Source organism: Bosea sp. PAMC 26642 (genome assembly GCF_001562255.1).
Classification (GTDB): Bacteria; Pseudomonadota; Alphaproteobacteria; order Rhizobiales; family Beijerinckiaceae; genus Allobosea.
The window spans coordinates 5141522-5153025 of sequence record NZ_CP014301.1 but is presented as its reverse complement, the minus strand read 5'-3'; the positions used below and the strand labels follow the sequence as shown (position 1 = coordinate 5153025).

The following is an 11504-nucleotide window of genomic DNA, read 5'->3' as shown; positions in this document are numbered from 1 at the left end:
CGATGAGCAAGTGGCTGGACCGACTGCGCGAGCATGAAAAAAACATGCACATGCGCAGGAACGGCACTGACAAAATTGACAGAATGCCGTCTGAGCCAATTTCGGCGATTTTGTCAGTTCGCTCTGAGGGGAATAGCGCAATATTTTCCTCCGCGGCGGAAGAGGATGCGGCGGCGCTTTACGACGAGCGCGCCGCCATACTTGAGTACGACGCAGGGCTTCCCCGCGATGAAGCCGAGAGACTGGCTCTAGCCCAGATCAGCCCGACACGACATTAGGGGCGGTGATGACCACCGCCCCTCCCGCCTATCCCAGCTCTTCGGCTCCAGCCCGGCCAAAGTTCAAGGCTGTCGCGTGCGAACGGGGAGAGCCATTTCGATCGCCGTTACTGCCCAGCACGGGCAAACTGAACAATCGCGTTGGCTGCGGCAGTGGTACGACCTGTGAATGTATGGGGCGTGTTAGGTCGACATGGTGGTCCAAAGCCGCCACCACCTGTTACCCAGTTTGCTCGGGCCCTTCCTCTCGACCAGCGCACGAATTCCGGTACAGCCTCAGGCGGCGTCATCATGCAGCCGTCGTCGCGATGGTGGAGAACCATCGTCTTAGGTAGCCGCGACGGATCACCCAATGCTTCCACCACCGAGCCGTTAGGTGTACCGGGTGGAAGAAGGCCGCCGGCAGCGAACACTACCGCATCTGGCCGAGCACCCGATGCGATTGCTTGAGCAGCGGTGACGGCGCCAAGGCTCATACCAACAAGGACGACCCGTGCATTTGACGCCTTTAGCCGAGCAATCATTGATGAGGCCTGACCCGCGCTCGTCGTATATTCGACTGTAAAGCCTGCAGCTTCAAATGTGGGCTGGCTTTGCACTAGAAAATCTAGCGGGTGAAGACCGCCCGCGCCTGGTATTAAGACCAGCGCTACAGGTTGGCGGGCGTTCTGCGCCATCGCTGGCCATGCAAATATGCCCAACAATGCGGTAATGATGCCTAACTGTTGCATGGAGTTACCATTAGAGCTTCGTTTGCAGGCTCGGCAACGAGCGGACTAGCTTTGTCCCTAGCTACCGCCAGGCTAGCTACGATTGCTCGTCTTCCAGCACGCGACCGCAGCCGACGCTTTCCAGACGCCGTTGGCCTTGCAACCATTCATGCTGACAGAACAAATTCTAGCCACGCATGCGCTGGGGTTATTTCCGTTTTGACAGTTTTTTTCGCAGGTAGCGTTCATCTGCGAACACGACGCAGCGACCGTCTTACAGCCTTCTTGCGCCAAAGCTGTCGAAGCGGAAATGCCAAATATTGCTAGCGCAAAGACCGAGGCGAATTTGAAGTTCGTACGCATATAGGTAGCCCTCCCTTTAAGTAAGATCAGACTACATGTTGGTTCCTCAGAGTCTAGTGGCCAAAGCCGGTCTGCTCGACTCATTGTCCAGCACGGCATAGCTTCCGGCCTAGGCGCCCTTGCCTAGGCCGAGCCATGAGAAATCCAAGACGCGCCTACAATCGGGACGGCAGCATGATCCAACCGGCGACGGTAGGCGACCAGCTCGCCCAAGGTCGTCACAGGGTCGAGATCTGGTGCAACCCGTGCAGCCGCCATGTCGAGGTCGAGATCGACACCATGGCGCCCGATCTGCCGATACCCGACATCGCCATGCGCTTCCGCTGCTCCGTCTGCGGCGGGAGGAATCTTACGTCCCGGATGAGCATCGTGGAGTTCTACGAGCGGCCGGATGCGAGACGCGAGCGGAGCTGAGGTTTGTCTTCCCGCAGTATGTGAAACAGAAATCCGGGCCGTGCGCGCCCGTGCGCATACTGGCGACGAAATCCTGCCTCGCGCGCGCACGGGCGCGCACTGGTCCCGAAACTCACCAAGGCCCTTGGAAGGCCGCAGGGCAGCTGGAAGGCAATTTGGCTAGCTCGGTACGGAAAAATGAGATGCCGGCAGTTCTGGCTTGCATGAAGCCGGCGCGGTATCTTCTAATTTGTACGGTCTAAAGCCTGGTCGGTATGGGGTCCGCGACGACCTTCCCTGAACTATCGTTCGCGAGCACCAGGGTGATTGCGCGGCAATATTCTCCCCAAGTTGCCAACGGCCGCGCGCATCGTCCGCACAGAACCTGGCTCTCGAAAGAAAGATTGTCCGGTATTGAGACATGGGGCGAACCGCATGTCTCGCAACGAAACTCGGTCTGATCCACAACGCTACTCCAGGTCCCTGCACCAACGATTCTTTGCAGACTTCATCTCTCTGCTTGCATCGGTCGGGCGAAGCTGAGGTTTGGTAGGCTTCGGCGCGTCGCGCTGGCTGACGAGCGGCCCTAACCCGAGAACCCGGCTGGCCACTGCCGCCGCCGGCTCGCATGATCAACCACCAAGTTCTTCCCGCTGCGCGATCAGCCGGCGGACGACCTCCCGCGTAACCCTGAGCCAATGATACATGGCAACGTCGTCGCCCGCCGCCTTCGCCTCTCGGACGCCGTCAGCGCAATAATCGATCGCGGCATCCTGATATTCGTCGAGCAGCTCCAAAGCTGAATCTTCCGGCGATACATCAGCGAGGGGCGCGCTGGGATTGTCTTGATCAGACATGGTTCCTCCGAAGCCTCAGGGGCACAAGTGCTGCCTCACGTCGAGATGTTGCCCTCCTGGCCCTCTTGCTGCCCAAGAAGCTCATTCAACCGGTCCTGCTGGTCGTTGATCCGCGCCGCGATACTTTCCTCGGCGGCGGCGCCGGAAACGCCGGTAGCTTGCGCCGTCAGATCCTCGATGTTCCGTCGGGCCATCGCGATCCGGTCTTCGAGGTTATCGACTGCATCAGCCATTTCCAGCTCCATCATGTTTTTCATCGTGCGCTACCTCTACCAGGGCGCCCGTCGCGCAGAGGACGCTGAAGGGCGGACGCTTGTTCCCAAGAGGCCGACATCAGGTCTGATCTCAGCCAAGTGCGCTTGAACGAGACGATCCGAGCATGGCAAGTTCGCGCACGCCTCGGTTCGGTCGCGGACGCAAAGTAGGCCCGGAAGGAAGCCGGGACGCAAGGACCATCGGCCGACTACCAGTACGGCGAGATCGAGATCCAAGCGATGCCGCCGAGGATGGCGGCTAAGCACAAGCCCCACAGAATTATTGACGTCGACATGGCGCTGCTAGCGCCAATCAATCGACGGGTAGATCTGAGAATTCGTTCAGACCGGATAGAGCGATCAAGATCAGGACAAACGCGAGGCCTGCCCACATCCGCTTGTGCATCCGCGCGGGCGGCGAGTTAGGCAAAGTCAATTCGGCCATAGATAGTCGTCCTTGAGGTGGTCGGCTTTTGTCGCCAACGCACAACTTTCTGGATTCCATCAAGTTCCAAGGAAAAGCGCCGCCGGTGGAGGCCTCTCTCCACCAGCGACTATTCCGCGAGACCCTGGGGTTCAGGCCCGCCGCAGCGTCTTGGAAAGATGCGCAGCGTTTGTGATTCGAGCAAAGTGCAGTCGCCTAGAGAAGTGCAACTAGCTTTTCGAATCGAGCGTTTGCGACCTGGACCTTTAGCTTTGTCGCGCCGTTGATCGCCGAGACAATTGATCGCCGAGTATTTGTCGCGGTTTCGACCTGTAGAGACGTTGCCTTGGTCGATATGCAGACGACCTCACAAACGGCCAGCATGAGCGCAAGGTCTCCGCGAGCACGCTCAGCGGTTGAAACCAAGTTGTCGTTCCGCATGGCCGTCTACCGATACCCTCGCCAGGAGATCGATCAATCGAGAACGGCGGGCGGAGTTCCGCAATTACCTTTGACAAGTGGTCCCGCGTCAGGTCGCGAGGATGAATATCTCACCGGCATCAGCATCGTCTCGCACACCCTTGAACGATGCGTGCCGGAGTTTCCCGTCGGTCGTCCAGGCCCGGAAGGCGACCTCTGCGGCGAGCGCCGGCTCAACCCACCGCATTCCTTTGGTGGTCACGCCAGCAACGGCGGGCTTCTCGATCAGGATGCTCATCAGACGACGCTTCAGTTCCGTCGCCGTCTTGGTCGTGAAGCCCGTCCCGACGCTCCCCACATATGCCAGGGTCTTGCCCTTGCGCGCCGCCAGGAGCAGGCGCCCGATGCCGCCTAGTGCCGCTGCAGACGGCTCGTAGCCAATGATCAGGAAGGTCTCCGACTGGACGCATTTGATCTTGAGCCAGTCGCCGCCGCGGCCGGATCGGTAGGGCGCGTCCAGGCGCTTGGCGATGATGCCCTCAAGGCCCATCTCGCAGGCGAGTTTCAGGAAGGGCGCGCCCTCAGCGTTGACCTCTTCGCTCATCCTGATCGAGCTGTGCTGTTTACCGATGAGGTCGTCGAGCATGGCGCGCCGATCCGCCAGTGGCATGGAGCGCAGATCGTGCCCGTTCAGATAGAGCAGATCGAACGCATATAAGAGAGCAGACGCGGAAGACCGTTTGCCACCCCGACCGCCAAGCGCCTGCTGCAGCGCGCCGAAGTCGGAAGCTCCCCGATGGTCTAGGACGACCGCCTCGCCGTCGAGGATGGCGCTGTCGACTTTCAAATCGCGCATATCGTGGGCGATGGTCGGAAAGCGCGTTGTCCAGTCATGACCGCCTCTCGTCAGGATGCGGACCTTGCGACCTGGCTCAAGATGCACGGCGAGGCGATAGCCGTCCCATTTGACCTCGAACGCCCACTCGTCACCGGTGGGCGCCTTGGCCGCCAGCAGCGCCAGGCAGGGCTCCACACGGTCCGGCATTGGGTCTAGGTCGATAGCCCGCTGACGGGTGTCACGACGCTTCGCAAGCGGACTACGGGCGACGTCGGCCTCGGGGCCGGAACGCAGGACTCGACGCGCACACACAGACCAGAACTCCGGAACGCAGAACTCAACGATTGGCGGTCGACGGGCTCGCGCTACTCATCATCTCGCGAAGGTGTTTCGAATTTCTGGCAATCGACGAGCGGAATGCTCATCCATGGCCCCGTAGCCTCCAAATCATGCGCCTCGGCGTCCTCGATCAACGAGGTGATCAGCGCGTCGGCTTCCTCGGCGACCATGGCGATGCTGGCGTTGACCGCCTCAGCATCGGTCTTGTCTGGCTCACCGGTGGTCCGGATCGCCTTCACCTCGGCGAGCTGAGCCGCAAACCCGGCAGCCTGCTCGGCGATGGCGTCGACCTTGTCGACCCAACCATCGACGGGGTTGTAGGAGCGATACGTGGTGCTCTCGATCTTGGGAAACTGCGCTTCGACCCGCGCAAGCTGCATCTTGAGCTTGGTGTTCTCGGCCGAGAGGCGCTCGATCTTATCTAACGCTGTCGACGCTGGCGGATCGAGATCAAGGGCGCCCTGACGCTCGTCTTCCCGCGGCGGAAGACGGCTTTTGGCAACGTCGGACGATAAGCCCGACCGCAACATCCGATGCTCTCGCATGACCAACTCCGCAACTCACGCGAGTCGCAACAATGACCTTGGGGAATCGTTCCAAAGCATGCAGCCTTTTAGCCTTCTACGCGTTGCCGAACTTCTGTCATCGAGCAAGACGCATCTCGTCTAGCTCGATCGCCAGCCAAGGGGGATGGGATGGCGCCGAAAGGCTCAAGGCGACGAGACGTCACTAGCATCATCAATTCCGATGCAGATTACGTACGGGCGGTAAGTCGACTTGCTGATTTAGCTGCCGGCGAAGGCCATCCCGCGGCCGAAGGTGAACTCGGGGATCTGCTTCTAGCGGCGGCAAGATGGGAAAGGTGGAAATCCAGCCCTCTCACTTCCCGACCGTTCGTTCGCACCCGGCGAACAGGGAGGGCTGCCCGAAACCTCTCGGAAATCGATTCGACGCCCTAGCAAGGAAACGCATCTGGTGGCTAAGTGGCTGTCAAATTACAGTTTATGTTCAGCGTCTATCTGGATAGGCCAACAAAAAGGCCAACAAAAATCCTTCCACACTGCCATTTTAGCGACGGAGGCGGCTCTTTCGTTGGATAAAAATCGATCACCCGCGCGGACTGCCGCCGGCTAGGCACGATGCAACCTTCTGCGCGGCGGAATCGGCCTCGTCCTGCTCCATAGCCATGTCGTCCTCGGTCCTCGCCTGGAAATGCATCTCGGCGGCGTAGACCTCCTTGCCGCTCTCGTCCTCGACCTTCACGCCAAAGTCGGCCCTCTTGCCATTGGGAAGCTTTTCGCGAGCCATCTCGGCCAGGGCGATCTGAGCGTCGTCGGTAGCAGCCTTGGTATGGGGGAACTCGATAGGCTCATCGGGCACCTCGGGTCCAGAACCCGCGTCCGTGGTGATCGTGAACTTAGGCATCTCGTTGGACCTCATGTGCCCCATTTGGTGAACGAGTATTCCTGCACCTGGTTCCGATGCCCCCGCCGGCGAGGAGATTTGCGGGTTGGCGCGCCCTATTGAGCATTTTCAATATTTTCCGCCCGGCCGCAGTTTCGGCAGACGACAGCCGGTCGCCAACTTCACTGCCTTAGCCTTGTGCGCGTCGCCGCCTTTGATCTCGTAATATCGCTCACTATCCATGGTGGTGTAGTACAGGAAGACGCCGTTCTCGCCCTTCGCGCGGCGATCGGCGGTTGGTTCTGCGCCGCCCTCCGATGCGGCGTACCCTTGTGAGTCGCGCAGGAAAGTTCCCGGGCACCCCTTGGCCGCAGCGAGCGATGGCATTGCGATTGAAGCAAGTGCGGCTAGAAGCCGGACCACGCCTGTTTTTGTCATCGAAACCTCCCTGTCATTCAAACAAATACCCCGTCGCGCCGGGGGGGCAGCACGACGGGGTAAGTTAGTCTCTCCTCCAGAAGTCTGATCATGATGCCGAACCGAGGTTAACCTTAGGTAAAGCGAAGCGTGGGCTTGATCTGTGTCGGCGCAGTCACCCCGGGCATGACTACATGATCCGTCATTCCATCGGCTTCTGGTCGCCCAGTGCCGTTACAAACGAAGGCCAGGGTTGAGATGACGACAATGTGGAGCATGGGAGCGCCGCCGGTTCGCAAGGACATCAGTGACGTCGTCGAGGTTACAGATGGCACGATCCTCGCCCGCGCGCGCTATCGCCCAGCCGGGCAAATCTGGGAAACCGATGCTTGGGTACATGAGGATGGCGAGGAGGCCCTGATGTGGCGTCCAACGCACTGGCGGACGGCGTTACCGGTTCCCAAGGAGCCGCCGGCATCGGTTTTCGAGATCGACTGAGGATTCGGACGAAAGTGTCAGTCTTAGCGTTCAGAGTGCACTGCTCATTCCAGTCCATCCACTTCGACTGGCCGTCAGATTTCCTGATACTCTCCATCTGGTGGCAATCATCGAGTCCCATAACGGCACAACATTTGGAGCGGTCGAGCCATTGCCTTATGAGGAGCGACCGTCGGTAAAGGGGTTATGGCTAATGTTGAAACCGTCCGTGTTCGATCAGGCAGAAAGCAGCGCGCTACGATACTCGCGGCCCCCGTCGATCAGGCCGATGTTTGCCGGCATTGTCGCCGCTTCGACCGCCGCCGCTCTTTTTGGTGTGCTCACCGGGCTCTCAAAGCCGGAACACGAACTGATTGAGGATATCCTTACGGTTATTTTCGTGTCGGCAGTCGCCTTTTGCGCGATCTACCTCGTCATCCGGAATTTGCACCAGGCATACTGGAAAGACGTGCAGCAGGAATTGATCCGTTTACAGCACAGCGTAGAAATCCCGGTGACGCCTGAAGTGCAATTGCCTCGCAAGAAATCCAATGCGCAAGGTTTACAAGCTCAGGCGGCGGTGGAAGGTAGGCAATGACGCACCATCTCCTTTCTCGCTGCGCTGGGTAAGAGCAATCAAGAGACCAAGCGCGTTGACAAAATTTAACTACGCTTGGAAATCGGATACGGCCACGAGTTGACACTATCGGTGCCATCATCAATTGCTGCTCCAGACGCGGGTGTAGCTCAATGGCAGAGCGTCAGCTTCCAAGCTGAAGACGAAGGTTCGATCCCTTACGCCCGCTCCAATCCTTCAGACGCAGAACCGCTCCATCCATTCGGTCTCAGTCAAGATCGGCGCAAGCTCATCGGGCTCGTCGAACAGGAAGCCGTCGTCATCCTTGCTCGCGTGCCACTCGTCCTCGGTTAGAGGACGGTCGCTGACGATGTAGCGGATGCGGGCGCCGCCTCGATCTCGTTCCAAGTTAGCCAAGCGCCTATTGATTTCTCGGCTCATGCTGCGGCCCTCGGCAGGCGGGCGACGATAGATGCGTGAAGCTCCGCGTCGGACATCGAGCGAGCAGCCTGATAATCGCCCTTTCCACCGCCATCATGGACAGTCGAGAGATACTCCAGTTCGACGAGCGACAAGTCCGCGATGTCGGTCCAGCGGATGGCAGGAAGGGGACACGGCTTGGGGATGACGCCCAGGATGATCGGATCGCCGACCTTCACCTCGCCCTCAGCCATGGCAAGCTTAAGCGTGGCGTCAGCCTCATCAAGGGTGTGTTCCCAGATCACAAAAGCAATGGTCGGCCGGTTGTCACGACTGCTGCGGATCTCCAGTGCCTTCAGCCGTCGTTCGATCGTTGCGAGGTTCATGTGTCCGCCCTCCATGCTGCCAGTATCGCTGCGTGATGAGCACGGGCGCCGGGGTAGTCGCCACCAAGTAGTCTGACGCCGATCTGGTGGAACCATTCCGGGTCGGCCAGTGCCATAGCGACCGCTGCATCGCGCTCGGCCTTTGGCGTAATATGGATGCGTGGCCGGCGACGCGCCTCCAGCATCACAAGCCGATGACTGACTGAATGCCTCATGTCCGCAAACCCTCCAGAGCATCGAGACGGCGGGAAAGGTCCGTCACCTCGATCGCCTTCACATGGGCATCCACCAGCTTACCGAGCTCGGCAGCTTCGGAAGGCGTCAGGTCGCCAGCAGCCACCGCCGACATGAGGGCCTGCGTCGCTTTCGGAAGGTCGTCGACACTATCGATCGGGGGCAGTTCGAACGACACCGGCCTGTCTTTCCGAGCGGGTGCGATGCGATCCATGCAGAGGCGCAGCGCCTGCATGTCGCCAGCAAGGGCAAGCTCAATCGCCTTCCGGGTCAACGCCTCGGCGTCGCCATCGAGAAGTGCCTCGATCGCAAGCGTCACCTTGTTGCGTGAGCCTTTCGGACGCCCTGACGGGTTCGGAGACGCGCCAGGGGCAAACGGAGCACCCCGCTGTTCTTTCGCTGTTTTATCAGCGTGGCGAGCCATCAGACGAGCCCTCGCATCATCGCCCATGCGACCATGGCAAAGCTTGCGCTCATCAACGCGCCAGCGGTCCTTGCCGGCGCCGAACGCAACGCGCATGCTGACATCATGAGACGGTTCGCCTTCATTGCTGCCATGGCTTTCGTTTGGCTGGTCATCGATTATCCGTGGGGCTTTCTACTGTTCGTCGTCGGCTGCGGCTGGCATGCCGCCCTGAACAATCCGAGGCCTGACCGTTACCTCAAGTGGAGCCGCTGAGGTGATGCCGGCGAGCTTGCCGGCTTCGTCTGCAATGCCGCCGAGCAGCTTCATGATGCCGGGGCTTTTCACCGCCATCTTGGTGACCTTCTGGAGCTGCTTCACGTCACCGCTTGCCAGCATCTCCGCTATTTTCTTCGCGAGGCCAGCGTCGAGCTTCATGCGCCCATTTCGGAGGGCGGCACCTGCGACGGCGCCAGCGACTGCCCCGGGACTTCCACCCTGATAATAGCCCGCAGCTCCCCCTACCGCGCCCGCCATGCCCTGCTGGGCCAACTGATAGGCCGTGCTGGAATTGCCCCCTACGGCCGCCTGCAACCGCAGCATCGCCGTCTCGGTAGCGAGCGCACCTTCAAGGGCAACTGCCTGCTGCGGTCCAAGGGCGATGCTGACGCGCTCACGGGCAGCCGGCGTGCCAAAGATGGCTTTGACGATGTCGCGGCCGTCGCCGGTCTCCCGAATCTTGGCGATCAAGTCGGTTCGGAAGCCCTCGGCGAATAGGTCGCGCTCGGCCGCATTCATCCGCGCGAGCGCCTTGCGAGCCGAGATGTTGTCCATGCGGGACATGACGAACTTCTGGCCGGCCTCCAGCGCGTCCTCCGCCTGGAACGCCTGCGCAGCGCCTGAGCGCGCCTCCCGGAAGGCGGGGACGGCTTCGTCGAGATGGCCGAGGATCTGACGGCGCAGGTTGGTGTAGTCGCCCGCCAGATCCTTATTGCCGCCACGAGCTGCTTCCCCCGCCTTCCCGCGAAGCTCGCGGGAGACGTAATCCCAAAACTGCAAGTTCGGTCGTGCGATCGAGCCATCGGCCTGGCGAGCGAGCGTGAGATTGCCTGCGGCATCGGTCGTGAAGGGATTGCGGATTGGTGGCATGCCGTCGGCGACGGTCTTATTGGCGCCGGTCTTGATCACACTGCGGATGGCGTCCTGCACCGCCGGGGCCTGGGCAAGGCCCTCCAGCTCGGGCGTCCAGAGGCCGCCTCCGCCTTGCGCGTACGCACGACCGTAGGCGGGGCGGTTGGCGGCACGGGCGGCGGCCTGCAATTCGTCCAGCGTCTTGCCAGCGGCGGACGGGCCAAACCCCCTAAGCAGATCCGTGATCCGATCGCCCTGGCCGGCGAAGCGATCTGAGGTCGCCTCGGTCAGCGCCCCCCGGCCTTCAGTCGAAAGGTTCGCAGCCGATCGAGCCAGCGCCCGCGTGGTCTCTCCACCGACATCGCCTATGACAGCCGGAGCCCCCTGCGCCTGCATCTCCGCGAGACGGGCTGCCGGGTCCTCGACGCCGTCTCGGGCCATCGCGGCATTGATCCGGCGTGCTGCCTCGGTCTCGGGGGTGAGCGCCGATCGGAACGGCCGAGCAACGCTGCTGGCAAGCCTCCCGGTCGCGCGGGCGAAGGCTTCAGCGCCGCGAACGAAGGTTGGGGCAACGGCACCTGCCGCCAAACCCATGGCGCCCTGCTGGGCTGCGCCAACGGCCTTGCCCTGCATGCCGCCATCCGTCTCGACGGCGCCGGTCAATGCACCATAGAGGCCGCCGGTCGTGGCTGCGTTGATCGTGGCGCCACCCCGCACACCTTCCTTGACGATGTTGGCCGCCGGGAGCACCGCAGCGGTCGCGACAAGGCCCGCGCCCTGGCCGGTCATTCTCGAGCCGGGGTTCAGCGCTTCGTCTGCCGTATCCATGGCGCGCTGGCGCATCAGGTTGTCGCTGTAGCGCTCGCCGAAGCCTTCGCCCTGACCAGCACCGAATGCAGCATCGCCAGCAGCGGCGAGCTTGTTCATGCCGGGCATCCATCCGGCGACACCACGGGCATAGGCGTCGAGCCGGCCCATGGGGCTCGTCTGATCCTGCTGAACGCGCGTGCGAACCGCGTCAGCCAGATATTCCGCCTCCTGCATGTTGCCGCCCTCGCGTTGCCCTCGCGTAGCAAAGCCGGAAGGTGATCCACTCGGCGCGGCTGGCGCGTCGAACTGGTCGAAGACATTGCCGGACGCGCGGGCGGGGGGCTGCGCCATCGAGGGCACTCCCCTGGC

14 protein-coding genes and 1 tRNA gene are annotated in these 11504 nt (G+C 61.3%); 5 read left to right on the top strand and 10 right to left on the bottom strand.

The window, feature by feature from the left end; all coding sequences use genetic code 11:
* Positions 1 to 2 precede the first annotated feature (2 nt).
* Together AXW83_RS24605 and AXW83_RS24600 are read left to right on the top strand one after the other, a co-directional pair.
* On the top strand, positions 3 to 278 hold the full coding sequence (locus AXW83_RS24605) for a hypothetical protein (protein WP_066618687.1): 276 nt from the start codon (positions 3 to 5) through the stop codon (positions 276 to 278).
* A 1247-nt stretch (positions 279 to 1525) separates the two neighbouring features.
* Positions 1526 to 1765 carry a hypothetical protein gene (locus AXW83_RS24600; protein ID WP_066618684.1) on the top strand — a complete coding sequence of 80 codons (240 nt, stop codon included), beginning with the start codon at positions 1526 to 1528 and terminating at the stop codon, positions 1763 to 1765.
* 611 nt (positions 1766 to 2376) lie between these two features.
* On the opposite strand, the gene AXW83_RS27385 is transcribed toward AXW83_RS24600, so the two are convergent.
* From AXW83_RS27385 to AXW83_RS24575, 6 genes are all read right to left on the bottom strand, one after another.
* The gene (locus tag AXW83_RS27385; protein ID WP_156640391.1) at positions 2377 to 2541 is read right to left on the bottom strand and encodes a hypothetical protein; all 165 of its coding nucleotides are present in this window, start codon (positions 2539 to 2541) and stop codon (positions 2377 to 2379) included.
* A 95-nt stretch (positions 2542 to 2636) separates the two neighbouring features.
* Entirely contained in the window at positions 2637 to 2858 is a 222-nt protein-coding gene (locus AXW83_RS24595) for a hypothetical protein (RefSeq protein WP_236841766.1), read from the bottom strand.
* A 950-nt stretch (positions 2859 to 3808) separates the two neighbouring features.
* Complete coding sequence (gene ligD / locus AXW83_RS24590; protein ID WP_082767388.1) at positions 3809 to 4744, bottom strand: non-homologous end-joining DNA ligase; 936 nt, start codon at positions 4742 to 4744, stop codon at positions 3809 to 3811.
* Positions 4745 to 4902: 158 nt separating this feature from the next.
* Entirely contained in the window at positions 4903 to 5421 is a 519-nt protein-coding gene (locus tag AXW83_RS24585; RefSeq protein WP_156640389.1) for a hypothetical protein, read from the bottom strand.
* 562 nt (positions 5422 to 5983) lie between these two features.
* Positions 5984 to 6301: a DUF6894 family protein gene (locus AXW83_RS24580; RefSeq protein WP_156640387.1), complete on the bottom strand. Its 318-nt coding sequence runs from the start codon at positions 6299 to 6301 to the stop codon at positions 5984 to 5986.
* 108 nt (positions 6302 to 6409) lie between these two features.
* Positions 6410 to 6718, bottom strand: coding sequence for a hypothetical protein (locus tag AXW83_RS24575; RefSeq protein ID WP_066618671.1), 309 nt, complete (start codon positions 6716 to 6718; stop codon positions 6410 to 6412).
* A gap of 237 nt (positions 6719 to 6955) precedes the next feature.
* On the opposite strand from AXW83_RS24575, the gene AXW83_RS24570 reads away from it, so the two are divergent.
* From AXW83_RS24570 to AXW83_RS24560, 3 genes are all read left to right on the top strand, one after another.
* Entirely contained in the window at positions 6956 to 7195 is a 240-nt protein-coding gene (locus AXW83_RS24570) for a hypothetical protein (protein WP_156640385.1), read from the top strand.
* A 100-nt stretch (positions 7196 to 7295) separates the two neighbouring features.
* Positions 7296 to 7772: a hypothetical protein gene (locus AXW83_RS27380; RefSeq protein ID WP_156640382.1), complete on the top strand. Its 477-nt coding sequence runs from the start codon at positions 7296 to 7298 to the stop codon at positions 7770 to 7772.
* Between the two features lie 138 nt (positions 7773 to 7910).
* Positions 7911 to 7983, top strand: a tRNA-OTHER gene (locus AXW83_RS24560).
* Positions 7984 to 7988: 5 nt separating this feature from the next.
* Here AXW83_RS24560 and AXW83_RS24555 read toward each other — a convergent pair.
* The 4 genes from AXW83_RS24555 to AXW83_RS24540 all read right to left on the bottom strand — a co-directional run bounded on the left by AXW83_RS24555 (position 7989) and on the right by AXW83_RS24540 (position 11486).
* Entirely contained in the window at positions 7989 to 8192 is a 204-nt protein-coding gene (locus AXW83_RS24555) for a hypothetical protein (RefSeq protein WP_066618661.1), read from the bottom strand.
* Positions 8189 to 8557 (bottom strand): hypothetical protein, encoded by a 369-nt coding sequence (locus AXW83_RS24550; RefSeq protein WP_156640380.1) that lies wholly within the window; start codon positions 8555 to 8557, stop codon positions 8189 to 8191. Before AXW83_RS24550 ends, AXW83_RS24555 begins: the two co-directional genes overlap by 4 nt.
* Positions 8558 to 8768: 211 nt before the next feature.
* The gene (locus AXW83_RS24545; RefSeq protein WP_335339328.1) at positions 8769 to 9311 is read right to left on the bottom strand and encodes a DUF5681 domain-containing protein; all 543 of its coding nucleotides are present in this window, start codon (positions 9309 to 9311) and stop codon (positions 8769 to 8771) included.
* 78 nt (positions 9312 to 9389) lie between these two features.
* Positions 9390 to 11486 (bottom strand): hypothetical protein, encoded by a 2097-nt coding sequence (locus AXW83_RS24540; RefSeq protein ID WP_066610429.1) that lies wholly within the window; start codon positions 11484 to 11486, stop codon positions 9390 to 9392.
* Positions 11487 to 11504: the final 18 nt, after the last annotated feature.

Excerpts from the sequence above, each read along its gene's own strand:
- AXW83_RS24570 (WP_156640385.1), top strand. The coding sequence starts at position 6,956 with ATGACGACAATGTGGAGCATGGGAGCGCCGCCGGTTCGCAAGGACATC.
- ligD (WP_082767388.1), bottom strand. The coding sequence starts at position 4,744 with ATGCCGGACCGTGTGGAGCCCTGCCTGGCGCTGCTGGCGGCCAAGGCG.
- AXW83_RS24555 (WP_066618661.1), bottom strand. The coding sequence starts at position 8,192 with ATGAGCCGAGAAATCAATAGGCGCTTGGCTAACTTGGAACGAGATCGA.
- AXW83_RS24585 (WP_156640389.1), bottom strand. The coding sequence starts at position 5,421 with ATGCGAGAGCATCGGATGTTGCGGTCGGGCTTATCGTCCGACGTTGCC.
- AXW83_RS24600 (WP_066618684.1), top strand. The coding sequence starts at position 1,526 with ATGATCCAACCGGCGACGGTAGGCGACCAGCTCGCCCAAGGTCGTCAC.
- AXW83_RS24605 (WP_066618687.1), top strand. The coding sequence starts at position 3 with ATGAGCAAGTGGCTGGACCGACTGCGCGAGCATGAAAAAAACATGCAC.
- AXW83_RS24595 (WP_236841766.1), bottom strand. The coding sequence starts at position 2,858 with ATGAAAAACATGATGGAGCTGGAAATGGCTGATGCAGTCGATAACCTC.
- AXW83_RS24545 (WP_335339328.1), bottom strand. The coding sequence starts at position 9,311 with ATGCGCGTTGCGTTCGGCGCCGGCAAGGACCGCTGGCGCGTTGATGAG.
- AXW83_RS24580 (WP_156640387.1), bottom strand. The coding sequence starts at position 6,301 with ATGCCTAAGTTCACGATCACCACGGACGCGGGTTCTGGACCCGAGGTG.
- AXW83_RS24575 (WP_066618671.1), bottom strand. The coding sequence starts at position 6,718 with ATGACAAAAACAGGCGTGGTCCGGCTTCTAGCCGCACTTGCTTCAATC.
- AXW83_RS24550 (WP_156640380.1), bottom strand. The coding sequence starts at position 8,557 with ATGAACCTCGCAACGATCGAACGACGGCTGAAGGCACTGGAGATCCGC.
- AXW83_RS24540 (WP_066610429.1), bottom strand. The coding sequence starts at position 11,486 with ATGGCGCAGCCCCCCGCCCGCGCGTCCGGCAATGTCTTCGACCAGTTC.